This window comes from Allobosea sp. GW822-FHT05A11, assembly GCF_058800455.1.
The window spans coordinates 186,607-213,387 of the sequence record NZ_JBXAMI010000002.1 but is presented as its reverse complement, the minus strand read 5'-3'; the positions used below and the strand labels follow the sequence as shown (position 1 = coordinate 213,387).

Annotated in this window: 23 protein-coding genes; 21 read left to right on the top strand and 2 right to left on the bottom strand. The window is 66.6% G+C overall.

Annotated elements, in window-relative coordinates; translation table 11 throughout:
* Positions 1–51 precede the first annotated feature (51 nt).
* The 6 genes from coaD to pncA all read left to right on the top strand — a co-directional run bounded on the left by coaD (position 52) and on the right by pncA (position 8,876).
* On the top strand, positions 52–552 hold the full coding sequence (gene coaD, locus AC1RLU_RS06395; protein WP_492794551.1) for a pantetheine-phosphate adenylyltransferase: 501 nt from the start codon (positions 52–54) through the stop codon (positions 550–552).
* A gap of 152 nt (positions 553–704) precedes the next feature.
* A complete protein-coding gene (gene proS, locus AC1RLU_RS06390; protein WP_142115478.1) occupies positions 705–2,036 on the top strand; it encodes a proline--tRNA ligase in 1,332 nt (443 codons plus the stop codon).
* Positions 2,037–2,079: 43 nt separating this feature from the next.
* The gene (locus tag AC1RLU_RS06385) at positions 2,080–3,372 is read left to right on the top strand and encodes a lipoprotein-releasing ABC transporter permease subunit (protein WP_061968081.1); all 1,293 of its coding nucleotides are present in this window, start codon (positions 2,080–2,082) and stop codon (positions 3,370–3,372) included.
* A gap of 4 nt (positions 3,373–3,376) precedes the next feature.
* Positions 3,377–4,063: an ABC transporter ATP-binding protein gene (locus tag AC1RLU_RS06380; RefSeq protein WP_061968079.1), complete on the top strand. Its 687-nt coding sequence runs from the start codon at positions 3,377–3,379 to the stop codon at positions 4,061–4,063.
* A 701-nt stretch (positions 4,064–4,764) separates the two neighbouring features.
* Positions 4,765–8,238, top strand: a complete 3,474-nt coding sequence (dnaE, locus tag AC1RLU_RS06375; RefSeq protein WP_492794549.1) for a DNA polymerase III subunit alpha — start codon at positions 4,765–4,767, stop codon at positions 8,236–8,238.
* Positions 8,239–8,249: 11 nt separating this feature from the next.
* Positions 8,250–8,876: a bifunctional nicotinamidase/pyrazinamidase gene (gene pncA / locus AC1RLU_RS06370; RefSeq protein ID WP_492794548.1), complete on the top strand. Its 627-nt coding sequence runs from the start codon at positions 8,250–8,252 to the stop codon at positions 8,874–8,876.
* Between the two features lie 14 nt (positions 8,877–8,890).
* Here the strand turns inward: pncA and AC1RLU_RS06365 are convergent, their stop codons facing one another.
* A complete protein-coding gene (locus tag AC1RLU_RS06365; RefSeq protein WP_492794546.1) occupies positions 8,891–10,045 on the bottom strand; it encodes a GGDEF domain-containing protein in 1,155 nt (384 codons plus the stop codon).
* Between the two features lie 215 nt (positions 10,046–10,260).
* On the opposite strand from AC1RLU_RS06365, the gene AC1RLU_RS06360 reads away from it, so the two are divergent.
* The 4 genes from AC1RLU_RS06360 (at position 10,261) to pyrH (ending at position 13,828) form a co-directional block, all read left to right on the top strand.
* The gene (locus AC1RLU_RS06360; RefSeq protein ID WP_061968071.1) at positions 10,261–10,650 is read left to right on the top strand and encodes a pore-forming ESAT-6 family protein; all 390 of its coding nucleotides are present in this window, start codon (positions 10,261–10,263) and stop codon (positions 10,648–10,650) included.
* Between the two features lie 251 nt (positions 10,651–10,901).
* On the top strand, positions 10,902–11,894 hold the full coding sequence (locus AC1RLU_RS06355; RefSeq protein WP_492794544.1) for a 30S ribosomal protein S2: 993 nt from the start codon (positions 10,902–10,904) through the stop codon (positions 11,892–11,894).
* Positions 11,895–12,088: 194 nt separating this feature from the next.
* Positions 12,089–13,012 carry a translation elongation factor Ts gene (gene tsf / locus AC1RLU_RS06350; RefSeq protein WP_492794542.1) on the top strand — a complete coding sequence of 308 codons (924 nt, stop codon included), beginning with the start codon at positions 12,089–12,091 and terminating at the stop codon, positions 13,010–13,012.
* 108 nt (positions 13,013–13,120) lie between these two features.
* Complete coding sequence (gene pyrH / locus AC1RLU_RS06345; protein WP_061968066.1) at positions 13,121–13,828, top strand: UMP kinase; 708 nt, start codon at positions 13,121–13,123, stop codon at positions 13,826–13,828.
* Between the two features lie 10 nt (positions 13,829–13,838).
* Here pyrH and AC1RLU_RS06340 read toward each other — a convergent pair whose 3' ends face one another.
* The gene (locus AC1RLU_RS06340; RefSeq protein WP_492794540.1) at positions 13,839–14,252 is read right to left on the bottom strand and encodes a VOC family protein; all 414 of its coding nucleotides are present in this window, start codon (positions 14,250–14,252) and stop codon (positions 13,839–13,841) included.
* Positions 14,253–14,499: 247 nt separating this feature from the next.
* Between AC1RLU_RS06340 and frr the strand changes: the two genes are divergently transcribed.
* The 11 genes from frr (at position 14,500) to lpxB (ending at position 26,624) form a co-directional block, all read left to right on the top strand.
* On the top strand, positions 14,500–15,063 hold the full coding sequence (gene frr, locus AC1RLU_RS06335; protein WP_061968065.1) for a ribosome recycling factor: 564 nt from the start codon (positions 14,500–14,502) through the stop codon (positions 15,061–15,063).
* A gap of 75 nt (positions 15,064–15,138) precedes the next feature.
* Entirely contained in the window at positions 15,139–15,897 is a 759-nt protein-coding gene (locus tag AC1RLU_RS06330) for an isoprenyl transferase (RefSeq protein WP_061968063.1), read from the top strand.
* Positions 15,894–16,721: a phosphatidate cytidylyltransferase gene (locus AC1RLU_RS06325; protein WP_061968061.1), complete on the top strand. Its 828-nt coding sequence runs from the start codon at positions 15,894–15,896 to the stop codon at positions 16,719–16,721. Before AC1RLU_RS06330 ends, AC1RLU_RS06325 begins: the two co-directional genes overlap by 4 nt.
* A 5-nt stretch (positions 16,722–16,726) precedes the next feature.
* Positions 16,727–17,908: a 1-deoxy-D-xylulose-5-phosphate reductoisomerase gene (dxr, locus tag AC1RLU_RS06320; RefSeq protein WP_492794537.1), complete on the top strand. Its 1,182-nt coding sequence runs from the start codon at positions 16,727–16,729 to the stop codon at positions 17,906–17,908.
* Between the two features lie 125 nt (positions 17,909–18,033).
* On the top strand, positions 18,034–19,182 hold the full coding sequence (gene rseP / locus AC1RLU_RS06315; RefSeq protein WP_091859141.1) for an RIP metalloprotease RseP: 1,149 nt from the start codon (positions 18,034–18,036) through the stop codon (positions 19,180–19,182).
* 216 nt (positions 19,183–19,398) lie between these two features.
* Entirely contained in the window at positions 19,399–21,897 is a 2,499-nt protein-coding gene (gene bamA, locus AC1RLU_RS06310; protein ID WP_091859144.1) for an outer membrane protein assembly factor BamA, read from the top strand.
* Between the two features lie 130 nt (positions 21,898–22,027).
* The gene (gene lpxD, locus AC1RLU_RS06305) at positions 22,028–23,089 is read left to right on the top strand and encodes a UDP-3-O-(3-hydroxymyristoyl)glucosamine N-acyltransferase (protein WP_492794535.1); all 1,062 of its coding nucleotides are present in this window, start codon (positions 22,028–22,030) and stop codon (positions 23,087–23,089) included.
* A 193-nt stretch (positions 23,090–23,282) separates the two neighbouring features.
* Positions 23,283–23,741 (top strand): 3-hydroxyacyl-ACP dehydratase FabZ, encoded by a 459-nt coding sequence (fabZ, locus tag AC1RLU_RS06300; protein ID WP_061968054.1) that lies wholly within the window; start codon positions 23,283–23,285, stop codon positions 23,739–23,741.
* Between the two features lie 35 nt (positions 23,742–23,776).
* Entirely contained in the window at positions 23,777–24,586 is an 810-nt protein-coding gene (gene lpxA / locus AC1RLU_RS06295) for an acyl-ACP--UDP-N-acetylglucosamine O-acyltransferase (protein WP_113585069.1), read from the top strand.
* Complete coding sequence (locus tag AC1RLU_RS06290) at positions 24,583–25,452, top strand: LpxI family protein (RefSeq protein ID WP_492794533.1); 870 nt, start codon at positions 24,583–24,585, stop codon at positions 25,450–25,452. The genes lpxA and AC1RLU_RS06290 overlap by 4 nt, the downstream gene beginning before the upstream one ends.
* A complete protein-coding gene (lpxB, locus tag AC1RLU_RS06285) occupies positions 25,452–26,624 on the top strand; it encodes a lipid-A-disaccharide synthase (protein ID WP_492794531.1) in 1,173 nt (390 codons plus the stop codon). The genes AC1RLU_RS06290 and lpxB overlap by 1 nt, the downstream gene beginning before the upstream one ends.
* Positions 26,625–26,781 lie beyond the last annotated feature (157 nt).

Here is a 26,781-nt window from a genome sequence, read left to right as displayed (position 1 = left end):
AGCCCCTGAGAAGACTTGTCGTCCTCCGGTCCAGCCGCTAACGCTGGCCGTATGGCACGCATCGCTTTCTACACCGGCTCCTTCGATCCCGTGACCAACGGCCATGCCGACGTCATCGCGGCCGCTGCCGGCCTCTGCGAGAGGCTCGTCCTGGCGATCGGGGTCCACCCCGGCAAGACGCCGCTGCTCTCAGTCGATATCCGCGCCGACCTGCTGCGCGCGGTGGCCGGGCCATTGCTGGCGGCGAAAGGAGCGACGCTCGACGTCGTGACCTTCGACGATCTCGCCGTCGACGCGGCGCGCCGGGCCGGAGCCTCGATCATCATCCGCGGCCTCCGCGACGGCAGCGACCTCGACTACGAGATGCAGATGGCGGGGATGAACGGCACCATGGCACCGGACGTGCAGACCGTGTTCCTGCCGGCCTCGCCCGACGTGCGCTACATTACCGCGACGCTGGTGCGCCAGATCGCGGCGATGGGCGGGGATGTCTCGCCCTTCGTGCCGGCGCCCGTGCTGGCCGCGCTGAAGGTGCGCTTCGCCAAGAGCTGACGGCACGATCTTCGGCGAAAGGCACATAACTTCGCCATCTTCCGCCGCTTCCTGCTGATTTTGGTTTGCAATTTGTCGAGAGCGATGGTGTCTCTCAGATGAAGCGACTCGTCGTGCAGTGCCCTGCACGACGCCCTCCGACAGGTTTCCCGATGCGTCTTTCCCGCTATTTCCTGCCCCTCCTGCGCGATACGCCCAAGGAGGCCGAGATCGTCTCGCACCGGCTGATGCTGCGTGCCGGCATGATCCGCCAGCAGTCGGCGGGCATCTATTCCTGGCTGCCGCTGGGCCTGCGCGTGCTGAACAAGATCAGCAACGTCGTCCGTGAGGAGCAGAATCGCTCGGGCGCCATCGAGATCCTGATGCCGACCATCCAGTCGGCCGATCTCTGGCGCGAGAGCGGGCGCTACGAGGCCTATGGCAAGGAGATGCTGCGCATCAAGGACCGGCATGATCGCGACATGCTGTACGGGCCGACCAACGAGGAGATGGTCACTGAGATCGTCCGCTCCTACGTCAAGTCCTACAAGGACCTGCCGCTCAATCTCTACCACATCCAGTGGAAGTTCCGCGACGAGGTCCGCCCGCGCTTCGGCGTGATGCGCGGCCGCGAATTCCTGATGAAGGACGCCTATTCCTTCGATCTCGACAAGGATGCGGCGCGCCACGCCTATAACCGCATGTTCACCGCCTATCTGCGCACCTTCACGCGGCTGGGCCTCAAGGCGATCCCGATGAAGGCCGATACCGGCCCGATCGGCGGCGATCTCAGCCATGAATTCATCGTGCTCGCCTCGACCGGCGAGAGCGAGGTCTTCTGCCACAGCGACTACCTGAACTTCGAGACGCCGGCCGCCGACACCGATTTCGACGATGTCGCCGGCCTGCAGGGCGTTTTCGACAAGTGGACGAGCCTCTACGCCGCGACCGAGGAAATGCATGACAAGGCCGCCTTCGAGGCGGTTCCGGAAGACAAGCGCGTCTCGGCGCGCGGCATCGAAGTCGGCCATATCTTCTATTTCGGCACGAAATATTCCGAGCCGATGGGCGCGACCGTCGCCGGGCCGGACGGCCAGCCCGTGCTGCTGCATGGCGGCTCCTACGGCATCGGGCCGAGCCGACTCGTCGCCGCGCTGATCGAGGCCGGGCATGACGATGCCGGTATCGTCTGGCCGGAGGAGATCGCGCCCTTCGACATCGCGGTCATCAACCTCAAGGTCGGCGACGCCGCGACGGACGGTGCCTGCGAGCAGCTCTACAAGACGCTGCTCGGCAAGGGTTATGACGCGCTCTACGACGATACGGACACGCGCCCGGGCGGAAAATTCGCCACAGCCGACCTGATCGGCGTGCCCTGGCAGATCATCGTCGGCCCGAAGGGGCTGGCCGAGGGCAAGGTCGAGATCAAGCGCCGCGCTGGCGGCGAGCGTGAGCTCGTCTCGCTGGAAGCCGCGCTCGACCGCTTCAAGGGCAGGGCGGCGTGACGGCGGACACCGTCATGAAGACGCACCTGATGGGAGCTGCCGCATGAGCGCCGTCGCCGACAGCGCCGAGGTTCCGACCGGGACGAAGCCTTTCGCCGGATTCGAATGGCTGCTCGCCGGGCGCTATCTGCGCACGCGCCGCCGCGAGGGCTTCGTCTCGGTCATTGCCGGCTTCTCCTTCCTCGGCATCCTGCTCGGCGTCGCGACGCTGATCATCGTGATGTCGGTGATGAACGGCTTCCGGATCGAGCTGCTCAGCAAGATCGTTGGCGTGAACGGCCATATCTTCGCGACGCCGATCGACCGCCCGCTCGACGATTACGACAGCGTCGCGGCCAGGCTCGCCAAGATCCCCGGCATCAAGCTCGCGATTCCGCTGGTCGAGGGCCAGGCGCTCGCCTCCTCGCAGACGGGTAACAACGGCGTGCTGGTGCGCGGCATACGCGAGAGCGACATCAAGGCGATTCCCTTCATCGGCGGCAATATCAAGTCGGGCACGCTCGACGGCTTCGACGGTGGCACGCCCGGCGTCGCCATCGGCCGGCGCCTCGCCAATGCGCTGGGTATCCAGGCAGGCGACATGATGACCCTGGTTTCCCCGCAGGGCGCCTCGACGCCCTTCGGTACGGCCCCGCGCATCAAGGCCTATCCGGTCAAGGCGATCTTCGAGATCGGCATGACCGAGTTCGACGGCACCTTCGTCTACATGCCGCTGAACGAGGCGCAGGCTTATTTCAACCGCGACGGCGACGTGAACGTCATCGAGATCTTCGTCGACAACCCCGACCGCACCCAGGCCGTCCGCGACGCGATCGAGGCCGATGCGCCGCGCCCGCTCGTGCTCTCCGACTGGCGCCAGCGCAATCGCAGCTTCTTCAATGCGCTCGAAGTCGAGCGGAACGTGATGTTCATCATCCTGACGCTGATCGTGCTGGTCGCGGCGCTGAACATCGTCTCCGGCCTGATCATGCTGGTGAAGGACAAGACCGCCGATATCGCGATCATGCGCACCATGGGCTGCACGCGCGGCACGGTGCTGCGCGTCTTCCTGATCACCGGGGCGACGATCGGCGTCGTCGGTACGCTGGCGGGCTTAGGCCTCGGCATCGTCTTCGCCAAGAACATCAAGTCGATCATGGCCGGGCTGAACTGGATCACCGGGGCCAATCTCTGGGACCCGACGGTGCGCTTCCTCAGCGACATCCCCTCGGTCATAGACTGGAGCGAGGTGACGAGCGTCGTGCTGATGGCGCTGACCCTGTCGCTGCTGGCGACGCTCTATCCGGCCTGGAAGGCTGCCCGGCTTGACCCCGTCGAAGCGCTGAGGATGGGCTAAAGCGATGGCACAGGAAATGCCCGCGCTCTTCCTTTCCCAGGTCGAGCGCTATTATCCGCAGAGCGATGCACCGCTCGAAGTGCTGCGCAAGGCCGATTTCGCGCTCTGGCCGGGCGAGGTCGTCGCGCTGGTCGCGCCGAGCGGCACCGGCAAGTCGACGCTACTGCATGTCGCCGGCCTCTTGGAGAAGCCCGATGCCGGCGAGGTCTTCGTCGGCGGGCTCGCCACCACCAAGCTCGACGACAAGGGCCGCACGCGGCTGCGCCGCACCGAGATCGGCTTCGTCTACCAGTTCCACCATCTGCTGCCCGAGTTCACGGCGCTGGAGAATGTCGTGCTGCCGCAGCGCATCCGCGGCCTCGCCCGCGGTCTCGCCGAGGAGCGGGCGACCGAATTGCTGACCTTCCTGGGCCTCGGCGAGCGCCTCGACCATCTGCCGGGCGAGTTGTCGGGCGGCGAGCAGCAGCGTGTCGCGATCGGCCGCGCCGTTGCCAACGGGCCGCGCCTGTTGCTGGCTGACGAGCCCACGGGCAACCTCGACCCGCAGACCGCGCAGCATGTCTTCGGCACGCTGATGGCGCTGGCGCGGGCCTCGGGGCTGGCGGCGCTGATCGCGACGCATAATCTCGAGCTTGCCCGCCAGATGGATCGGCAGGTCACGATCCGCGATGGGCTGGTCGTCAAGCTGTAGGCGGCTTGCGTCCGTCAGCTTGTTCACGTCCTGCACCACCTTGTCATTCCGGGGCTTCGCGTAGCGAAGAACCCGGAACCCACGACCGGGTGAGTCCTTGCAAATGCATGACTGGAAACGCTCAGCTAGTCGTTGGTGCCAGGTTCACGCTTGCGGCGCCCCGGAACGACAAGGGTTGTCCTGGCAGGAACGATCCAGCGATCGTCATGCTCGTCCTTGCGGCGAGCATCCACGTCTTGAACGCGCCCTCGACCAGCGAAGACATCGACGGTCGGGACAAGCCCGACCATGACGGATGTGACATTCTCAGGGCAGTGAAGATGAAGGCCAGCCCCATGTCGGGTTCGGCCCCTCGGCAAGGTTTCATTAACCTCCACGCCGAGATCGACCCGCCAGTTTCCCTATCGACATTGACGAGAACAAATCATGAACTAAACTGAACTTACCAAGAACACAGGAGGTTCTCATGACTGCAGCGCGTAAACTCGCCGCCGGCCTTGCCGAGATCGCCTCGCTCGGCGTCTTCCTCGGCATGATCTGGCTCTGGGCTGCGATCCTCTCCGGCCCGCATGTCTGAGCACGGCAGGAGCCATCCACAGACGGGCCCGCAAGGTCTCGACGCAGGCCCCACCCAGAACGCATAAGAGGCGCATCAGGATCAGGGTCGACGAGTCGCCCGGTTGCGGCGGCAGGAGTGGGACATGAGCAGGGAAGCTGGCGAGGCGCGCGTTCTCCAGGAGATCGGCTTCGTCCACCTGCATGTCCATTCGAGCTATTCGCTGCTCGAAGGCGCGATGACGATCGCGACGCTGGCCAAGATGGGGGTGGCCGACGGCCAGCCGGCCTTGGCACTGACCGATACCGACAATCTCTTCGGCGGCCTCGAATTCTCCGAGAAGCTCGCGGGCTCGGGCCTGCAGCCGATCGTCGGCGTGCAGCTTTCGGTCGATTTCGCTGATGAGGGCGAGGGCAGCCGCAAGCCGATGCAGCCGCAGCGCCTGCCGCATATCGTCCTGCTCGCCATGGACGAGGCCGGTTACGGCAACCTGATGAAGCTCGTCAGCGAAGCGGCGCTGGCGACCGGCGGCTCCGGCCAGCCGATCACCACGGTCGAGCGTCTTGCCACCTATAATACGGGACTGATCGCACTGACCGGCGGGCAGGGCGGGCCGATCGACGTTGCCTTGCGTCTCGGCCAGCTCCCGCAGGCGGCTTCGCGCCTCGCGACGCTCGCCGGAATCTATGGCGACCGGCTCTATGTCGAGATCCAGCGCCATGGCGGCGATGGCGAGGCGGCGCGGGAGGCCCATCTCCTGCGCCTCGCCTATGATTCCGACTTGCCCGTCGTCGCGACCAACGAGCCCTTCTTCGCCAAGCCTGCCGATTTCGACGCGCATGACGCGCTGCTGGCGGTGGCGGAAGGGCGCCTCGTTTCCGACGGCACGCGCCGCCGCGTCACGCCGGAGCATTATTTCGCCTCGCGTGCCGAGATGAAGAAGCGCTTCGCCGACCTGCCGGAGGCGCTGGCGAGCACGGTCGAGATCGCGATGCGCTGCCATTGGCGCGTCACCACCCGCAAGCCGATCCTGCCGCGCTTCGGCGAGGAGGGCCGCGACGAAGCCGAGGAGCTGCAGGAACAGGCGCGCGCCGGCCTTGCCGCGCGGCTGGCCAAACACGGCCCGGCCGAGGGCTTCAGTGTCGAGGATTACGAGAAGCGGCTCGATTTCGAGCTCTCGATCATCACGAGGATGAAGTTCCCGGGCTACTTCCTGATCGTCTCGGACTTCATCAAATGGGCGAAGAACCAGGACATTCCGGTCGGGCCGGGGCGCGGCTCGGGTGCGGGGTCGCTCGTCGCCTATGCGCTGACCATCACCGACGTCGACCCGCTGCGCTTCGGCCTGCTCTTCGAGCGCTTCCTCAATCCCGACCGCGTCTCGATGCCCGACTTCGACATCGACTTCTGCCAGAACCGGCGTGAAGAGGTTATCGAGTATGTGAAGCACCATTACGGGCAGGAGCGCGTCGCCCAGATCATTACCTTCGGCACGCTGCTGGCGCGTGGCGTGCTGCGCGACGTCGGCCGCGTGCTCGAAATGCCCTATGGCCAGGTCGACAAGCTGACCAAGCTCGTGCCGCAGAACCCGGCCAAGCCGATCTCGCTGAAGGATGCGATCGAGGGCGAGCCCAAGCTGCAGCAGGCGGCCGAGGAGGAGCCGATCGTCGCGCGCCTGCTCGAAATTGGCCAGAAGCTGGAAGGGCTTCACCGCCATGCTTCGACTCACGCTGCAGGTGTGGTGATCGGCGATCGGCCGCTCGAACAGCTCGTCGCGCTCTCGGTCGATTCGCGCACCGGCATGCGCGTCACCCAGTTCAACATGAAATGGGTCGAACAGGCCGGCTTGGTGAAGTTCGACTTCCTCGGCCTGAAGACCCTGACCACGCTGACCACCGCAGTGAAGCTGATCGCCCAGCGCGACATCCATATCGATCTGGCGCAACTGCCCTTCGACGACCCCACCACCTACGCCATGCTGGCCCGCGGCGAGACGGTCGGCGTGTTCCAGGTGGAATCGGTCGGCATGCGCAAGGCGCTGGTCGAGATGAAGGCAGACCGGATCGAGGACCTGATCGCGCTGGTGGCGCTCTACCGGCCGGGCCCGATGGACAACATCCCGACCTATTGCCGCCGCAAGCTCGGGCTGGAGGATCCGACCTATCTCCACCCCGGCATGGAGCCCTATCTGCGCGAGACCCACGGCATCATCGTCTACCAGGAACAGGTGATGCAGGTGGCGCAGGCGCTGTCGGGCTATTCGCTGGGCGAAGCCGACCTCCTGCGCCGCGCCATGGGCAAGAAGATCAAGGCGGAGATGGACGCCCAGCGCGACCGCTTCGTGAAGGGCGCGATCGACGGCGGCATCAAGAAGGACGTCGCCTCCGAGATCTTCGACCTGCTCGCCAAGTTCGCGGATTACGGCTTCAACAAGAGCCACGCGGCGGCCTATGCCATCGTCGCCTTCCAGACCGCCTATCTGAAGGCGAATTATCCGGTCGAGTTCCTGGCCGCGTCGATGACGCTCGACATGGGCAACACGGACAAGCTCTCGGAATTCCGCCGGGATGCCGAGCGCCTAGGCATCAAGGTCGAGCGGCCGGCGATCAACCAGTCCGGCGTCGAGTTCGACGTTGCCGACGGCAAGATCTTCTACGCGCTCGGCGCCATCAAGGGCGTCGGCACTGCGGCGGTGGAATCGCTGGTGGCGGCGCGGCAGGCCGCCGGCCCGTTCCGCGACCTCGCCGATCTCGCCCGCCGCATCGATACGAGGCTGGTCAACCGCCGGACGCTTGAGGCCCTGATCGCCGCGGGCGCGCTTGACGAGCTGGAGGCGGATCGCGCACGAGCGGTCGCGGCGCTCGACGGCATGCTGGCGCTCTCCAACCGCACCCGCGACGAGGCGGCGGCCGGCCAGTTCGATCTCTTGAGCGGCGGCGTGGTGCAGGAGGCCTTCCGCATCCCGCAGGTCGAGCCGTGGGCGCCGGCCGAGAAGCTGAAGCGCGAGCACGAGGCGGTCGGCTTCTTCCTCTCCGGCCACCCGCTCGACGATTACGAGCATGTGCTGAAGCGCCTGCGCGTGCAGCGTTATGCCGATTTCGCCCAGACGGTGCGCGCCAACGGCACCGGCGTCGGCAAGGTCGCGGTTTCGGTCATCGACAAGTCGGAGCGGCGCACCAAGTCCGGCTCCAAGATGGGCATCGTCAACCTGTCCGATCCGAGCGGCCAGTTCGAGGCCGTGCTGTTCTCGGAAGGGCTGATGAAGCTGCGCGATCTGCTGGAGCCGGGCAGGGCGCTGGTGCTGCGCCTGTCCGCCGTGCTCGACGGCGAAGAGGTGCGCCCGCGCATCGAGGATGCCGAGGAACTCGATGGCCTCGCCGCGCGCCAGAAGCAGGATCTCGTCGTCTATCTGCGCGACGAGAAGGCAGTGGCCTCGATCGCCGAGCGCATCCGTCCCCGCGAGGCCGTGCGGGCCGAGGGCAAGGTCTCTATCGTGATGATCATCGACGACGGGGCGCAGGAGGTCGAGATCGAGCTGCCCGGTAAGTTCCCGGTCAACCAGCAGATCGCCAATGCCGTGCGCGCCGCGCCCGGCGTGGTCGATGTCAGGCTACAGTAGGAGCTACGCTGATGGCCGACGACCGGACCGTGCTGCTCGTCGTCGACGTCCAGAACGATTTCTGTCCGGGCGGCAACCTTGCCGTACCGGATGGCGATGCAGTCGTGCCTCTCGTCAATGCGCTCGGACGCCGCTTCCGCCATGTCGTGCTGACGCAGGACTGGCACCCGGCCGGCCACGCCTCCTTCGCCTCCAGCCATCCCGGCCGCAAGCCGTTCGGGACGATCGAACTGGCCTATGGCCCGCAGGTGCTCTGGCCGGACCATTGCGTACAGGGTACGCGAGGAGCCGCGTTCCATCCCGGCCTCGACCTGCCCCATGCCGAGGCGGTCATCCGCAAGGGATATCGCCCGGGCATCGACAGCTATTCCGGCTTCGTCGAGGCTGATCGCCGGACGCGGACGGGGCTGGAAGGCTATCTGCGCGAGCGTGGTATTGCGAAGGTCGTCATCGCCGGTCTCGCCACCGATTTCTGCGTGAACTGGACGGCGCAGGATGCCGCCCGCGCCGGCTTCGAGACGGTGGTGGTGGAGGATGCCTGCCGCGCGATCGATCTCGACGGTTCGCTCGACCGGGCCTGGGCCGAGATGACGGCGGCCGGGATCAGGCGGGTCAGCGCTGCAAGCCTCGCGATCTGAGCTTCAGCCCGATTTCAGGCCACTGGCTTGAGCTGCGCCTGGACGCGGTCGCGCCCGAGCCGCTTGGCGCGGTAGAGCGCCTCGTCGGCCTCGACCAGCAGGTCGTCGAGCTCGCGTCCGCCGAGTTCGATCTCGGCCACGCCGATGCTGAGAGTCGGCTGCAGCCGGATCTCGGCGAGATCGGCGATCTTGTCGCGGAAGGCGTGGCGGATGCGTTCCGCGACCCGGACCGCTTCCCTGACGCCGACATCGGGCAGGATGATCGCGAATTCGTCGCCGCCCTGCCGGGCTAGGATGTCGGTGCTGCGCAGTTGCTCCCTCACGGAATCTGCGAACAGGCGCAGGATCCGGTCGCCGGCCGCATGGCCGAGCGTGTCGTTGAGCCGCTTGAAGTGATCGATGTCGACGAGCAGGAGCGCGGCCCGCCGCTCCCCGCGCGATTGCTGCGCCAGCCATTGCTCCAGGCCGGAACGGTTCATCGCCCCCGTCAATGAATCGCGCCGGGCAAGGGTTGCCAGCATCCGGTTGCTGCGCTCGGCCGCGAGCATCAGCAGGGCCTGGCCTCTGAGGATGATGAAGGCGACGCCGCTGGCGGCGAGCCAGCCGGTCGCTCCCGATTCCGACGGGAACAGCGTCGTGCCGACCCGGTCCAGCGCCGCCAGTGCGATGCGTCCGGCATAGATCACGACTGTCGGAGCGAACAGGATGGCCAGCAGCCAGGCCGAGCGCAGCCCCTCCTGCCGGCCGAGCCGGACGGCCTCGCGCACGATGGCGGCGTCGCAGAGCGCCATCACCGTCGCAACGACCATGACCCGTGTGGAATAACCTTCGATGCCCGGTGACAGTGCGAGCAGCGCCCAGCTGCCGAGAAGCACCACCCCGAATCCGAACCAGTTGAGCTCCCGGCCCGCAAAGCTTCGAATCCCCAGGAGCAGCAGCAGGCAGCCGGCCAGCAGCGCCGTGTTCGCGAACTCGATCGAGACGATATCGGGAATCGTGCCGCGGAAGGCCGCGCCCAGCAGGCCGGTGCCGATGCACAGGCTGCTGACCCCCCACCAGACCGGGCTGCGGGTGAAGCGGCCGGTCGCGAAGGTCATCAGCTGCATCGCGCCGATGATGAAGCAGGTGAGCGCGCCCGTGACGAAGATCGTTCTCAGGTCGAGGATCACGCCGATGTCGACCTCCCACGATCGCTTCGTCGGGTCGTTTCGCGTCCTGCGTCGACGGCCGAGACAGCCGGCCGCGACGGCAAGTCCGACCCAGGAGGCCGGGGATGCCGCGGCGTTCCGGGTTGTCCGGCCCGGCTGCACGCGCTAGGCAGGCTGCGGCGGGGGGGAGAGCATCGTGGCATGCTTGAGAACATGATAGGCTGAGGATATTCCCCATGAACTTTTATAAGTCGTTGATAGTCGCCTCCACGATCGCGTTTTTAGGCTCGGTCGCGCCGTCTTTCGCGCAGACCCAGGCCGACCAGCTCAAGGTCGCCTACCAGGCGGCCCGCAATCAGCTCGGCATCCTCGGCTATTGTGCCGATAAGGGGTACACCGACGCTGCCGCTGCCGACGTCCAGAAGAAGCTGGTCGCGATGATTCCGGCGCCCGCTGATGTCAGCGGCGGCGATGCCGCCGAAGCCGCTGGTCGCAAGGGTACGATCTCCGCCATGGGTATGGAGCAGGACATCGAGGTCATCGCCAAGGCGCAGAACGGCACGCCTGCGACCTTTTGCAAGCAGATCGGCGATCTCGTGAAGCAGATGGGCGCCAAGCTGCCGTAGTGAGGCGAGGGCGGGGGTCAGGCCCCACGCCCGCTTCTGAATGGGCCCATGCGGTATCCGCATGGGCCTTATCAAGGCGCGCTTCCGGTTTTCTGGGCCGCGCCGGCTTGCAATGCTGCGCTATCCCCTGTAAGGCGCAGCCCATCCCACATGGAGTGCATCACCTCGATTTCCGAGGCGTTCCGGTGACGTGGCAGCTCATGCCTTGTTCATTCGCGCTCCAGAGGCTCAACCGGAAGGACTAGAACACCATGGCTCTGCCAGATTTCTCCATGCGCCAGCTCCTTGAGGCCGGTGCCCATTTCGGCCACCAGTCGCATCGCTGGAACCCCAAGATGTCCCCGTACATCTTCGGCGTCCGCAACAACATCCACATCCTCGACCTGTCGCAGTCGGTGCCGATGCTGCACCGCGCCCTGCAGGCCGTGTCTGACACCGTCGCCCGCGGCGGCCGCGTCCTCTTCGTCGGCACCAAGCGCCAGGCGCAGGATGCCATCGCCGATGCCGCCAAGCGCTCGGCCCAGTACTATGTCAACTCCCGCTGGCTCGGCGGCATGCTGACCAACTGGAAGACCATTTCGGCTTCGATCCAGCGCCTGCGCAAGGTCGACGAGCTGCTCAACGGCGGCGGCTCGGGCCTGACCAAGAAGGAGCGCCTGATGCTGTCGCGTGAGCGCGACAAGCTCGAGAAGGCTCTCGGCGGCATCAAGGACATGGGCGGCACGCCGGACATGATCTTCGTGATCGACACCAACAAGGAAGCGCTCGCGATCAAGGAGGCCCAGCGCCTCGGCATTCCGGTCGCCGCGATCGTCGACTCGAACTCGGACCCGGACGGCATCACCTTCCCGGTCCCGGCCAATGACGACGCCGGCCGCGCCATCCAGTTCTATTGCGACCTGATCGCCCGCTCGGCGATCGACGGCATCGGCCGCGCCTCGGGCGACCAGGGCATCGATGTCGGCGCCGCCGACGCGCCGGTCGTCGAGGAAGCTCTCGAGACCGCCTCCGGCGCCTTCGAGACGCTGACCACCCCGCGCGGCGCTCCGGACGACCTGACCAAGCTCTCGGGCATGGGTCCCGATGCGGTCCAGAAGCTGAACGATGGCGGCATCTACCACTTCTGGCAGATCGCGGCGATGACCCCGGCCGACGTGACCAAGATCGACCATGATCTGAAGCTCGGCGGCAAGATCGAGCGCGAGGGCTGGGTCGCCCAGGCTCGCGAACTCGCCGACGCGTAATTCGGTTTGCCCTTGCGGCGCGTCATCGGCGCGTCGCAATCGAGCCTCTCGTTTGACGCCGGCTCTGAGAAGTTGAGAGGACGCGCCGACGGCCGGAAACGGAGCGTCGGCGTTTCCCCATGAAGGCGTCCGCATCAATCCGATCCGCGGCCGGTCCCAGGGCCAGTGCCGCACCGACAGCAAGGACAAGACAGATGGCAGCGATCACCGCCGCGATGGTGAAGGAACTCCGCGACAAGACCGGCGCGGGCATGATGGACTGCAAGACCGCCCTTTCGGCGAACGACGGCAACATGGAGGCCGCCGTCGACTGGCTGCGCGCCAAAGGGCTGTCGAAGGCCGCCAAGAAGGCCGGCCGCGTCGCCGCCGAGGGCCTCGTCGCCGTCTCGGTGCAGGGCAATGAAGGCGTCGTCGTCGAGGTCAACTCCGAGACCGACTTCGTCGCGCGCAACCCGGAATTCCAGGCGCTCGCCAAGACCATCGCCGATGTCGCGCTGGAGCGTGGCGGTGATGTCGACGCTCTGCTCGGCCATCATTATCCGGGCGGCGGTTCCGTTCAGGACGCGATCGCCAACGCCATCGCCACCATCGGCGAGAACATGACGCTGCGCCGCGTCGCCGCGCTCAAGGTCTCCTCGGGCCTGATCGGTTCCTATGTCCACGGCGCGATCGCCGATGGTCTCGGCAAGATCGGCGTCATCGTCGCGCTCGAGTCGACCGGCAAGTCGGATGAGCTTGCCGCGCTCGGCCGCCAGCTCGCCATGCATGTCGCGGCGACCAACCCGGTTGCGCTCGACCTCGCTTCGGTCGCCCCGGACGTCCTGGAGCGTGAGAAGGCGATCCTGGCCGAGAAGAACGCCGGCAAGCCCGAGCATGTCCTCGCCAAGATCACCGAGAGCGGCCTGAAGAGCTACGCCAAGGAATACTGCCTGCTCGAGCAGGCCTATATCCATGACGGCTCGAAGTCGGTCGCGCAGGTCCTCAAGGAGATCGAGGGCAAGGTCGGCGCTCCCGTGCAGCTCACTGGCTTCGCCCGCTTCGCGCTCGGCGAGGGCATCGAGAAGGAAGAGCAGGACTTCGCGGCCGAGGTCGCTGCCGCCGGCGGCACCACGGGCTGACAAGCCCTGTGATGAATGACAGAAAGGCCGCGCATCGCGCGGCCTTTTTTGTAGGAAGATAGGGCTGCGTCGAATCGCGGCCGGCCACAACGAGACGGAGAGACATCGATGAGACCCCAACGCGTTCTCGTGAAGCTCTCCGGCGAAGCCCTTGCCGGTCCGGTCGGAAACGGCCTGGACGGCGTCACGCTGACGGCGCTCGCCGCCGACATCGCCCATGCTTCCCGTGAAGGCGTCGAGATCGGCATCGTCGTTGGCGGCGGCAACTTCTTCCGCGGCGTCCAGGGCCTCAACAAGGGGCTCGACCGGACCACGGCCGATTCGATCGGCATGCTCGGCACGGTGATGAACGCGCTCGCCCTGGAGCATTCGATCGAGGCGGCCGGCGCTCCGGCGCGCGCCATGTCGGCGGTGCCGATGCCCTCGCTCTGCGAGAGCTATGCCCGCAAGCGCGCGCTCGATCATCTCAGCAACGGCAAGGTCGTCATCCTCGGCGGCGGCACCGGCAACCCGTATTTCACCACCGACACCGGTGCTGCTTTGCGCGCGGCCGAGCTGGGCTGCAGCCATCTGCTCAAGGCGACGCAGGTCGACGGCGTCTACAGCGCCGATCCGAAGAAGGACCCGGCTGCGACCCGCTACGACACGCTGACCCATGAGGACGCGATCAAGCGCGACCTCAAGGTGATGGATACCGCCGCCTTCGCGCTCGCCCGCGACGCGAGCCTGACCATCGTCGTCTTCTCGATCGCCGAGCCCGGCATGCTGGCCGCCGTCCTGCGCGGCGAGGGCAGGGCGACTTACGTCACGCCTTGAGGCAATTGCCTCAGTAGGTCCGCCAGAGACGGGGCGTCGCCAGTTCGAGGAGATGCCCGTCGGGATCGCGGAAATACAGGCTCGTGCTGCCGCGCTCCCATTGCATCCGCCCTTCCACGGCGATGTCGAGCTGACCGAGCTTCGCCTCCCAGGCCGCAAGCTCTTCCGCGTCGATCGCGAAGGCGATGTGCAGCGGCCCGCTGCCGTCATGCGGCGGGATGGTGCCCCCGGCCGTGCTCTGGGTCTGGAGCGAGGCGCCGCGCAGGAACAGCAGCAGCACGTTCGCTCCCCCGACGTCGTAGGCGAAGAGGGTCTTCGTCTTGAGCAGGGGGGCGAGGCCCAGCTTGTCCTCGTAGAAGGCGCGGGCGCGGTCGAGGTCGTCGACATAAAGCGCGGTCTCGATGATGCGGTTGAGGCGAGGCACGGTTTTCTCCACGGTTCCTTGCGGCCGGCGCTGGCCGACGGGCCGGCCGGTCTCTAGGATGAGATGGGCATCCATGAGCAGGGAACCAGCGGGTCGTGCCGCTACCCGGTCATGATCCGCCCGGATCGACGCTTTTCCCTTGCCCAATCCGGGGGAAAATGCTGTTCGAGGATGTAAATCTTGACCCTGCGCGGCCCCGCCGCCATGGTCTCGCCGATTTTGAATTACCTGCAAGGTCCCGATTGAAATGGCCCAGACGACGTTCGACCTCGCCGACATCAAGCGCCGCATGGCCGGTGCGGTGCAGTCCTTCAAGGGCGATCTCGCCTCGCTGCGCTCCGGCCGCGCCTCCGCCAACATGCTCGACCCGATCCAGGTCGAGGCTTATGGCGCCCGCACGCCGCTGAGCCAGCTCGCCACGGTCAGCGTGCCGGAGCCGCGCCTGCTCAGCGTCCAGGTCTGGGACCGCTCGATGGTCCAGGCCGTCGACAAGGCGGTGCGCGAATCCGATCTCGGCCTCAACCCGCAGACGGAAGGCCAGGTCCTGCGCATCCGCATCCCCGAGCTGAACGAGCAGCGCCGCAAGGAGATGGTCAAGGTCGCGCATAAATATGCCGAGGAAGCTAAGGTCTCCGTGCGCCATGTCCGCCGCGACGGCATCGACGTCGTCAAGAAGCTCGAGAAGGACGGCGACATGACCAAGGACGACGCCGCCCGCAATTCCGATCTGGTCCAGAAGGCGACGGACCAGCACATCGCCGAGATCGACCAGGCTCTGGCGACGAAGGAAAAGGAAATCCTGCACGTCTGATCGTCTGGACGTTCGATCTCCCGCGCGGGGGACCTCCCGCGCTCCTTCGGCCGCAGCCGAGCGAGGCTCATCCGCATGTCATCCGGTCAGCGCGACGCAGGCGTGTCCAATCCGGCTCATGTCGCCATCATCATGGACGGCAACGGACGCTGGGCGCAGATGCGCGGGCTGCCGCGGCAGGAGGGCCATCGCCGCGGGCTGGAGGCGCTGCGCCGCACGGTCCGGAATGCCAGCGATCTCGGCATCCAGGTCCTGACCCTCTACTCCTTCTCGACCGAGAACTGGCGCCGGCCCTATGCGGAAGTCTCCTTCCTGATGGGGTTGCTCAAGCATTTCGTCGAGAAGGACCTTGCCGAGCTCTCGGCCGCCAATGTCCGGGTCCGCATCATCGGCAGCCGGGACGATCTCGCAGCCGACCTGCGCCGCCTTGTCGAGCACGCCGAGGCCAGCACCCGCAACAATACCGGTCTCGTGCTGGTGATCGCCTTCAATTACGGCTCCCGCGACGAGATCATGCGTGCGACACGCCGGCTGGCGGCCGATGTCGCAGCAGGGCGGATCGACCCGGCCGCGATCGACGAGGCTGCGATCGCCGGTCAGCTCGACACCCACGACCTTCCGGATCCCGAGCTGGTCATCCGGACCTCGGGCGAGACCCGCATCTCGAACTTCCTGCTCTGGCAGGCAGCCTATGCCGAGTTCATCTTCGCCCCGGTGATGTGGCCTGATTTCGACCGGGCCGCCTTTGAGGAGGCTCTGGCGCAGTATCGTCAGCGCGAGCGGCGTTTCGGCGGTCTTGCCGCCCCCTCCGACCGCAGCGTAGGCGTAGCGTGAATGAGCCGGGCGCCTCTGCGCCGCGATCCGGCTCCGAGCTGAGGCTCAGGGTCGCTTCGGCGCTGGTCCTGGGCGCGCTGATCCTGCTCGTCACGATCTGGGGCGGCTGGCCGTTCCGGCTGGTCTGGATTTTGGTTGCCGGGCTCGTCGCCTATGAATGGCTCGCGATCATCGGCCGCGGCAATGCGATCCCGGCGGGCATCGCGGTGGTCGCCGCCGGCCTGGCGCTGTCCTTTTCCCCTGCAAGTCCGGCGGCGCTTGCGGGTACGGCCTCGGCCATAGCGCTCCTGGGTGCGCTTGCGACGCCCTTCGTGCGCTCGCGTCTGGCGCTGGAGTTCTGTGGCGTCGCCTATGCGCTGGCCTTCGCGCTGGTCACGCCGGCGCTGCGCGATCTCGCCGGAATCGGCCTTGCCCTGATCCTGTGGAGCTTCGCCGTCGTCTGGCTCACCGATATCGCCGCCTATTTCACCGGCCGAAAGCTCGGTGGCCCGAAGCTGATGCCGGCCGTCAGCCCGAAGAAGACCTGGTCGGGCGCGATCGGCGGCGCCGTGGCCGGAATGATCGGCGGCTACCTCGTCTGGCGATGGATGCCGGCGCTGCAAGGCATGACGGCGGCCGGGCCCGTGGTTGCCGCCTCGTTCGCCGGCTCGGTCGTCAGCCAGGCCGGAGACCTGTTCGAATCTGCCCTGAAACGCCGCTTCGACGCCAAGGATTCGAGCAGGCTGATCCCCGGCCATGGCGGCTTCCTCGATCGGCTCGATGGCTATTGGGCGGTTCTGGTGCTCGCCGGCTTCGCGCTCTTCGCCCTGCACATCAACGTCTGAGACCGATGCCCTTGCGCAGCGTCACGCTTCTGGGAGCGACCGGCTCCGTCGGACGTTCGGTCCGCGACGTCGTCGCCGAGAATCCCGAGCGCCTCTCCATTGCGATCGTGGTCGGCGGCCGTGATGCCGATGCGCTGGCCCGGGCCGCGATCGAGGTGGGCGCATCCTTTGCCGCGCTCGCCGATGCTGCCGGCGGCGAAGCACTGAAGCAGGCGCTCTCCGGCACGGGCATCGCCAGCGGGGCAGGGCGTTCCGCTGTGCTGGAGGCGGTCGACCGCCCGGCCGATATCGTCGTCAGCGCGATCTCCGGCGCTGCCGGACTGGAGGCAACCTTCGCTGCGCTCCAGCCCGGGCGCACGATCGCGCTCGCCAACAAGGAAAGCCTGGTTTGTGCCGGCGAGGCTGTTATGGCGCAGGCGGCCGAGGTCGGCGCCCGCCTGCTGCCGCTCGATTCCGAGCACAACGCCCTGTTCCAGGTTCTGGGCGGCGAACCTCTCGCCTCGGTCCGCAGCATGACGCTGACGGCCTCCGGCGGCCCGTTCCGGACCTGGAGCATGGAGCGCATCGCTGCGGCGACCCCCGACCAGGCGCTGAAGCACCCGAACTATGCGATGGGCGCCAAGATCACGATCGACTCCGCCAGCATGATGAACAAGGGGCTCGAGCTGATCGAGGCTCGCTTCCTGTTCGATCTGAAACCCGATCAACTCGATGTGCTCGTCCATCCCCAGCAGATCGTCCACGGCCTCGTGACCTTCCGCGACGGCTCGGTCAGCGCCGGCATGGCGGTGCCGGACATGCGGGTCGCAGCGGCGCATTGCCTCGGCATCGACGGCCGCCTCGACGCGCCGCCTCAGCGCTTCCTCGATCTCGCTCTGGCGGCGCCGCTGAGTTTCGAGCGGCCCGATCTCGTCCGCTTCCCGGCGCTCGGCCTCGCGATCGCCGCTTTGCGCGAGGGCGGCGCCATGCCGGCCGTGCTCAATGCCGCCAACGAAGTCGCCGTCGCCGCCTTCCTGGAGAGGCGGCTTGGCTTCCCCGCTATCGCCGCGCTGGTGGAAGCGGTCTGCGCAGCCTCTCCCGCCGGGTCGGAGGTGCCGCGCGATGTCGCTTCCGCGCTCGCCATTGACCAAGATTCAAGACGGCGGGCTGCCTCGCTCTTGTCGCAAGCACGGTTCACTGTCACCTAGAGGCTGTTATTGCATCGGACCGAAAAGTGGATTCCACTTTTCGGTCCGATGCAGCACCAATGAGCTAGATCATCGCGCGTCCGCTCGGACGCGCGATGATCTAGGACCCCCGGGGGAATAGGTTCATGGAATTCGCAGCGTCTCTCTGGAATGCCGGGCATTTCCTGCTCGGCTATCTGCTGCCGTTCCTGTTCGTCCTGACCACCGTCGTTTTCGTCCATGAGCTCGGGCATTTCCTCGTCGGCCGCTGGTGCGGGGTCGACGTCAAGACGTTCTCGATCGGCTTCGGCCGCGAGATCTTCGGTTTCAACGACCGGCATGGCACGCGCTGGCGCTTCGCGCTGATTCCGCTCGGTGGCTACGTCAAGTTCTCGGGCGACGCCGATGCCTCCAGCGCGCCCGACGATGAGGCGGTGAGCCGGATGTCGGCGCAGGAGCGTGCGCGCTCGTTCCCCGCGCAGTCGCTCGGTGAGCGGGCGGCGATCGTCGCCGCCGGCCCGATCGCGAATTTCCTGCTGGCGATCGTGATCTTCGCCGGCTCGACCTTCTTCTTCGGCAAGCAGGTGCTGATCCCGCGCGTCGACGCCGTCGTCGCCGGCAGCGCGGCGGAGCGGGCCGGCCTGAAGGCGGGCGACATCGTGATCGCCATCGACGGCCAGTCGGTCGGCAGCTTCTCCGACATGCAGCGCATCGTCTCGATCCGGCCCGACGAGCGTCTCGAGGTTTCCGTGGAGCGCGACGGCGGCACGCTCACCCTTCCGGTGACGCCGGCGCTGACCGAGATAAAGACCAAGCTCGGCACGCAGCGCATTGGCGTGATCGGCGTCAAGGCGTCGCCGCGCCCCGAGGATTGGAAGACGCAGCGATTCGGATTGGTCGACTCCACCAAGGCCGGCTTCACCGAGACCTGGTTCGTCGTGACGCGGACCTATGACTACGTCGCCAAGCTGGTGACCGGCCGCGAATCCACCGACCAGCTCTCCGGTCCGATTCGGATCGCGCAGGTCTCCGGCATCGTTGCTTCGAGCAGCGGGCTGCTCGGGCTGATCAATCTTGCTGCGATCCTCTCGGTCTCGATCGGCCTGATGAATCTGGTGCCGGTTCCCATGCTCGATGGCGGGCACCTGCTGTTCTATCTCTATGAGGCGCTGCGCGGCCGGCCCTTGAGCCCGCGCGCACAGGAAATCGGCTTTCGGGTTGGCCTCGCGCTCGTCCTGATGCTGATGCTGTTCGTGACCTGGAACGACATCGTTCACGTCCGCGGCCTGCTCTGAAATCGGCCCGCGGAAGGCGCTTTGCGGCGGAAAAACGGCACGCTGCGTGGCCCGGCGGCAACGAGATTTCTAAAAACGCTTTATTAACGATGATCGCGGTTTGCACCCTGCTGGAAACTTTGTAGAAGCGTTTGAACCGCAATGTCCCCGTGCTGCTGTCGCTAGATGGCGGTCCCCGTTTGGGGTGGTGACCAGAGAGATGGAATAGGCGACCCGATGACGTCGACCCAACAGAGCCGGACGACCAAGACGCGGCTCTCTCGATCGATCGGACTTTCGGCTTTGATGCTGGCCGTGAGTGGTGGTGTGGCTTTCGCGCAGGCTGTGGTCGTCCACGGCAACCGCCGCGTCGATGCGGAGACGATCCGCTCCTACGCGGTCGGCCGCGAAAACCCGCAGGAAATCCGCGAGAGCCTGCTGGCGACCGGCCTGTTCAGCAGCGTGCAGGTCAACCGCCGCGGTTCGCAGATCGTCGTTGCGGTTCAGGAGCAGGGCGGTACGGCCAACCGGGTCGCCTTCGAAGGTAACCGCAAGCTGAAGGGCGAACAGCTCGCGCAGATCGTGCAGTCGCGTGCCGGCGGTCCGGTCAGCCAGGCGCTGATGAATTCTGATATCGAGCGCCTGCGCGAAGCCTACAAGCGGGCGGGCTACGGGCTGTCTTCGGTCAGCGCGCGCGTCGCTCCTCTGCCGAACGGCCGTCAGGATATCGTCTTCACCATCAACGAGAGCGGCAAGACCGGCATCAAGTCGATCAACTTCAGCGGCAACCAGGCCTATTCCGGCGGGCGCCTGCGCGGGTTGATGACGTCGACGGAATCGAATTTCCTGAGCTGGATCAAGACCTCCGACGTCTATGATCCCGATCGGATCAATTCCGACATGGATCTCATTCGCCGCTTCTACCTGAAGAACGGCTACGCCGACTTCCAGATCGTCAACAGCGGCGCCCGCTTCGACGAGGCGGCCGGCGGCTGGGTCATCGACATCCAGGTCGAGGAAGGCCAGCAATATCAGGTCGGCAACGTTACGGTCGATTCCTCGCTGCGCGATGTCGATGCGGCTGCCTTGCAGCGCTATGTCGCGACCTCCACGGGCGATACCTACAACGCCGAGGCGGTCGAGAAGTCGCTGGTTGCGCTGACCACGGAAGTGGCCCGCCGCGGCCATGCCTTCGCCCAGGTTCGTCCGCGCGGCGACCGTGACGCTGCAGGCCGCCAGATCGGCATCACCTATGTCGTCGATGAGGGCCCGCGCGTCTATGTCGAGCGCATCAACGTGCGCGGCAACACCCGGACCCGCGACTATGTGGTTCGCCGCGAGCTCGATCTCGGCGAGGGCGATGCCTACAACAAGGTCATGGTCGACCGCGCCGAGCGTCGCCTGAACAATCTCGGCTTCTTCAACAAGGTCCGCATCACCAACGAGCCCGGCTCGGCGCCGGATCGCGTGGTCGTCAATATCGACGTCGAGGACAAGGCGACCGGTTCGTTCTCCGTCGCCGGCGGTTACTCGACCTCGGACGGCGTCATCGGCGAGGTCTCGCTGTCGGAATCGAACTTCCTCGGCCGCGGCCAGTTCGTCCGCATCGCCGGCACGCTCGGCGAGAGGACGCAGGGCGTCGATTTCTCGTTCACCGAGCCTTATTTCCTCGGCTATCGCGTGGCGGCCGGTATCGATCTGTTCTCGAAGTTCAACGACAACTACAACACCGGCCGTTTCGAAAGCCGCGTGACCGGTGGGCAGGTTCGCTTCACCTTCCCGATCACGGAAGAGTTCTCGATCACGCCGCGGTACTCGATCTACCAGACCGAGATTACCATCCCGAACGAGTTCAGCCGTCCCTATAACGACTGCACCTTCCCGATCCCGGGCGTCACGCCGACCGGTGGCGCCAGCGCGCCCCTGAACTGCGTGACCAACGGCGAAGCGACGGTGGCGGTCAAGGAGGCCCAGGGCTCGACCCTGACCTCTCTCGTCGGCCTGAACTTCAACTACAACTCGCTCGACAGCGTGCAGAACCCGCGCAACGGCTTCTCGGCCGAGCTGAAGCCGGAATTCGCCGGCCTCGGCGGCGACTCGAAGTTCCTGCGTATCTCGGCTGATGCTCGTTACTACCGCGAGATCTTCGACGACGTCGTCGGCTTCCTGCGCGTCCAGGGCGGTCACGTCCAGGCGACCAGCGGCAACCTGCGCATGGTCGATCACTACTTCCTCGGCCCGTCGCTGGTGCGTGGTTTCGCGCCGTCCGGCATCGGCCCGCGCGACGTGCTGAACGACCCGACGGCGAACGCGGTCGGTGGAACCACCTATTTCGGCGGTACGGTCGAGGTGCAGTTCCCGATCTTCGGCCTGCCGCGTGACCTTGGCCTGCGCGGCGCGGTCTTCGCCGATGCCGGCACGCTGTTCAACTATGACGGCGGCTCGAAGTCGGTGGCTTTCGCTTGCCCGGCCGGCTCGGAGGCGCGTCAGTACAATGTCGTGACCGGCGGTGCCCAGTCGAGCATCGGCTGTATCCGCGACAAGAACATGCTGCGTTCGTCGGTCGGCGTGAGCCTGCTCTGGCAGTCGCCGCTCGGACCGATCCGGTTCGATTACGCCTACGCCCTGACCAAGGACGAAGGCCAGATCGGGTTGAACCCGCAGACCGGCCTCGTCGGCAAGTACGGCGGCGACCGTCTCCAGGCCTTCCGCTTCTCGGGCGGCACCCGCTTCTGACGTAGGCGGGCTTGAGCATCGACCGGGAAGTGGCTCCACTTCCCGGGAAGAAATCGGTGCGATAACAACGACATGGATCGCCATTCTCGCGTCCTGTGGGATGCGCGGCGATCCCGCTCCGGACCGGATCATGGCAGAGCCAGTTTTCTTTCCGTTCGCGACCTCGCTGGACTTCGGCGAGGTCGCAAGCATTTCAGGCGGCACCTTGCCGGAGGGCGTGGAGTCGACCCGCAGGATCGACGGCATCGCCGCCCTCGAAACGGCTGGTCCGGCCGATCTCGCCTATATGGACAATCCGAAATACACGGATGCCCTGGCGGCAACCAAGGCGGGCCTGTGCATCGTCTCGCCGCGTTTCGCCGATCGTGTTCCGGTGGGAACGGTGACTCTGGTGTCGCCGGCGCCGTATCACGCCTTCGCGAAGATCATGGCGCGCTGCTTTCCGAGCGCACTGAAGCCTGAATCGATCTTCGCCTCGCAGGGCGTCGCGCCGGGTGCCATCGTCCATGCTACGGCCGTCCTCGAGGCGGGTGTCACCGTCGATCCCGGCGCGGTCATCGGCCCTGGGGCCGAGATCGGGGCAGGGACCGTCGTCGCCTCGCATGCGGTCATCGGCCCGCAGGTCCGGATCGGGCGCAACTGCTCGATCGGGGCGGGCAGCACGATCCAGGCGTCCCTGATCGGCAACCGGGTCATTATCCACCCCGGCGCGCGGATCGGGCAGGACGGCTTCGGCTTCGCGATGAGCCCCAAGGGGCACATGAAGGTGCCGCAGATCGGCCGCGTCATCATCCAGGACGATGTCGAGATCGGTGCCAACAGCACGATCGACCGTGGCGCCAGCCGCGACACGGTGATCGGCGAAGGCACCAAGATCGATAACCTCGTCCAGATCGGCCATAACTGCGTCATCGGCCGTCATTGCGTGATCTGCGCCCAGACCGGCCTTGCGGGTTCTTCCACGCTAGAGGATTTCGTGGTGCTTGGCGGCCAGGTCGGGCTCGCCGGTCATCTCACCATCGGCGTCGGCGCACAGATCGCGGCGCAGAGCGGCGTCGCCGGCGATGTTCCACGCGGCGCGCGCTATGGCGGATATCCCGCCCAGCCCGCGCTCGGTTGGGCGCGCGAGACCGCGTTGCTCAAGACGCTGGTGGCCAATCGCGGCAAGAAGCCGGGCGCATCGCAGGGTTGAGCCAGGCGTTTCGCCGTCCGATGGGGGCTTTCTGCTCTCGATGCCAAGAATTTTGTTGCCGAACCCGCTCCGTTTCCGGCAAAGCGGCGGAAGGCTTTGAAATCGTGGCGGGTTGCAGGAACGTTGCCTGCTCCCGGCCACTGACGTGAATACAAGGCGCTGCCCGGCGACGGCACGCGGGAGAAGACAGACCATGAGCGAGGCGACGACGGCACTGGGTGTGATCGACATCCAGAAGATCATGGCCAGCATCCCCCACCGTTATCCGTTTCTGCTGGTCGATCGCGTCGTCGAGATCGATGGCGATACGTCCGGCGTCGGGATCAAGAACGTCACGGTCAACGAACCCCAGTTCACCGGCCACTTCCCGGAACGGCCGGTGTTTCCGGGCGTGCTGATGATCGAGGCGATGGCCCAGACGGCCGGTGTCCTGGTCGTGAATGCCCGCGAGGTCGGTGCGCAGGAGGTCAAGTCCGTCCTCTTCACCACGATCGACAAGGCGAAGTTCCGCAAGCCTGTCACGCCTGGCGACCAGATCCGTTTCCACCTCACCAAGCTCGCCCGCAAGCGCAACATCTTCTTCTATCGCGGCGAGGCCCGCGTCGACGGGGTGCTCGTGGCCGAAGCCGAGATTTCGGCGATGGTCGTTTGAGCGGCGCGGCGGTTCAGGATCAGGGCAGCGTCTCGATGAGCGTCTCCATTCATCCCATGTCGCTGGTCGACCCGAAGGCCCAGCTCGGCGCGGGCGTGACGATCGGGCCGTTCTGCCAGGTCGGCCCCGATGTCGTGCTCGGCGAGGGCGTCGAGCTCGTCAGCCATGCGGTCGTGGCCGGCCGGACCACGATCGGCCCGCGCACACGGATCTTTCCCTTCGCGTCGATCGGCCACCCGCCGCAGGACGTGAAGTATCGTGGCGAGCCCTCGACACTGACGATCGGGGCGGATTGCCAGATCCGCGAGGGGGTCACCATGAACCCCGGCACGGAAGGCGGCGGCATGATCACCAGCGTTGGTGATCGCTGCTTTTTCCTGGCCAATTCGCATGTCGGCCACGACAGCCGCCTCGGCAACAACATCATCTTCTCGAACAATGTGATGTGCGCCGGCCATGTCACGATCGGGAACTACGTCATTGTCGGCGGCGGAGCCGGCCTGCAGCAGTTCATCCGTATCGGCGACCATGCCTTCATCGGCGGCGGAGCTGGCGTGCTGAGCGATGTCATTCCGTTCGGGACCATTCGTGACAATCCCGCGCATCTTGTCGGGCTCAATCTCATCGGCCTCAAGCGGCGCGGCTTCACGCGCGAGCAGATTCACGAATTGCGCCGTGCCTATCGCTTGCTCTTCGCGGCCGAGGGGACCCTGACCGAGCGCGTCGAGGATGTCGCGGCCGAGTTCAGCGAGGATCCTCTGGTCCATGAGATCCTGAATTTCATCAGGGAAGGCGGCGACAAGGCGCTCTGTACGCCGCGGGACGCCACCGTCGCGGAGCGGTGAACACCGACCGTCCGGCCGATGCAGCCGCCCCGCGCGGCCCGCTCGCGATGATCGTGGGGAGCGGCGACTATCCGCTCCAGCTCGCCCGCATCGTAACGGACAAGGGCGAGCGCCCCTATATCGCGGCGCTCGATGGCGCAGCCGACCCCGCAGCCTTCGGCGAGGGCGCGGACCTCAGGACATACCGCCTGGGCCAGCTCGGCAGCCTGCTCGAAGAGCTGCACCGGCGCGGCATCGTCGATATCGTCATGCTCGGGGCCCTGCCGCGACCGAGCTTCGGCTCGTTGCGCCCCGAGGTCTCGACGCTGAAATACATGCCGCATTTCGCCAAGGCCTTTCTGGGCGGCGACGATCATCTGCTGCGCGGCGTCGTCCGCTTCTTCGAGATGCAGGGCTTTCGCGTCCACGGGCCGGCCGAGATCGCTCCCGAGATGACCGCGCCGCGCGGGGCGCTTGGCCGCCGGCGAGCCTCGCCGGAGCAGCGTGCCGAGCTTGAACGCGGCTTCGCCCTGCTCGCCACGCTCTCGCCCTTCGATGTCGGGCAGGCGGCGATCCTCGCCGATCATCGCGTCGTCGCGATCGAAGCCGCCGAAGGCACGGATGCGATGATCCGGCGCGTGGCCGATCTCGTCGCACGCGGGCGCCTCAAGATCGGCAAGGGCGACGGCTTCCTCGTGAAGGTTCCGAAGACGGGGCAGGACCTGCGCGTCGATATGCCGGCCATCGGGCCGGATACCCTGCGCAACATTGCCGAGGCCGGGCTCTCCGGCATCGGTGTCCGGGCCGGCGAGGTCCTGGTCGGCGACCGTGCTGCGCTCGGCCGGCAGGCAGACGAGCTTGGCCTCTTCGTCGAGGGCTTTGCCTGATGCGGCCGTTCCGCTTGGGCGTCATCGCCGGCGAGGCGTCGGGCGATGCCCTGGCCCTGCGCTTCCTCGCCGCGCTGCGCGAGCGATTGGGTGATCGCCCGATCGAGCTTTGCGGCGTGGGCGATCACGGCCTGCCCGAGGCCGGGCTCAGGCCGCTCTTTCCCCAGGCCGATATCGCGGTGATGGGCTTCGGCCCGGTGATCGCGCGCCTGCCCTTGCTGCTGCGGCGGATGGAGGATGCGGCACGCGGCATCGCCGCTTTCGAGCCCGATCTGCTGCTGACGATCGATAGCCCGGATTTCTGCCTGCGCGTCGCGAAGAAGGTGAGGGCGCGGGCGCCTTCCATCCCGATCGTGCACTGGGTCTGCCCCAGCGTCTGGGCCTGGCGTTCCGGCCGCGCAAGGCGGATGGCGCCTCATGTCGATCGCATCCTTGCCCTGCTGCCCTTCGAGCCCGCCGCGCTCGCCCGCTTGCACGGCCCCGAGACGATCTATGTCGGCCACCCGCTGATGGAGCGGCTCGACGAGATGCGCCCGGATGCGGATGAGCAGCGTCGTCGCGACGACGCGGAGCGGCCGCTGGTGCTCGTCCTTCCCGGCAGCCGGCGTTCCGAGATCCACCACCTGATGCCGGTCTTCGGCGAGGCAGTGGCGAAGGTCGCGGCAGTCGTGCCCGGTGCCCGCTTCGTCTTGCCGGCCGTGCCGCGGCTCCAGCCGATGATCACCGAAGCGGCTGCGCGCTGGCCGGTCGGACCCGAGATCGTGACTGGCGACGCGGCCAAGCTGGCGGCATTCCGCGGGGCCCGCGCGGCGCTGGCGGCATCCGGAACGGTGACGCTGGAGCTTGCCTTGTCGCAGATCCCGACGGTTGCAGCCTATCGCGGGGCGAATTGGGAGGCGTTTCTGGCGCGCCGCCTCGTCAAGCTGCCGAGCGTGATACTGCCCAATCTGATCCTCGGCCGCAGCATCGTTCCGGAATTCATCCAGGAGGAGGCGACGGCGGAGGCGCTGAGCAGCCATCTTCTCGCCGCCATGGCCGAGGGCGACAAGCGCCAGGAACAGCTCGACGGCTTCATCAAGGTCGAGACCATCATGCGCTCCGCCGGCCCAAGCCCGGCGGCGAACGCGGTTGCGGCGGCGTTGGCACTCCTGCCGACCGAGCAGGCGGGCTGACAGAAGCGCGCACGGCGCCTTCTGTCATGGTCGGGCCTGTCCCACCATCCACGCCTTCATCCAGGCTATCCGGCGTTCAAGATGTGGATGCTCGCCACAAGGGCGGGCATGACGGCGTTGGAATGACGGCGCGGCTCCCTGGACAATCAGCGCCCCC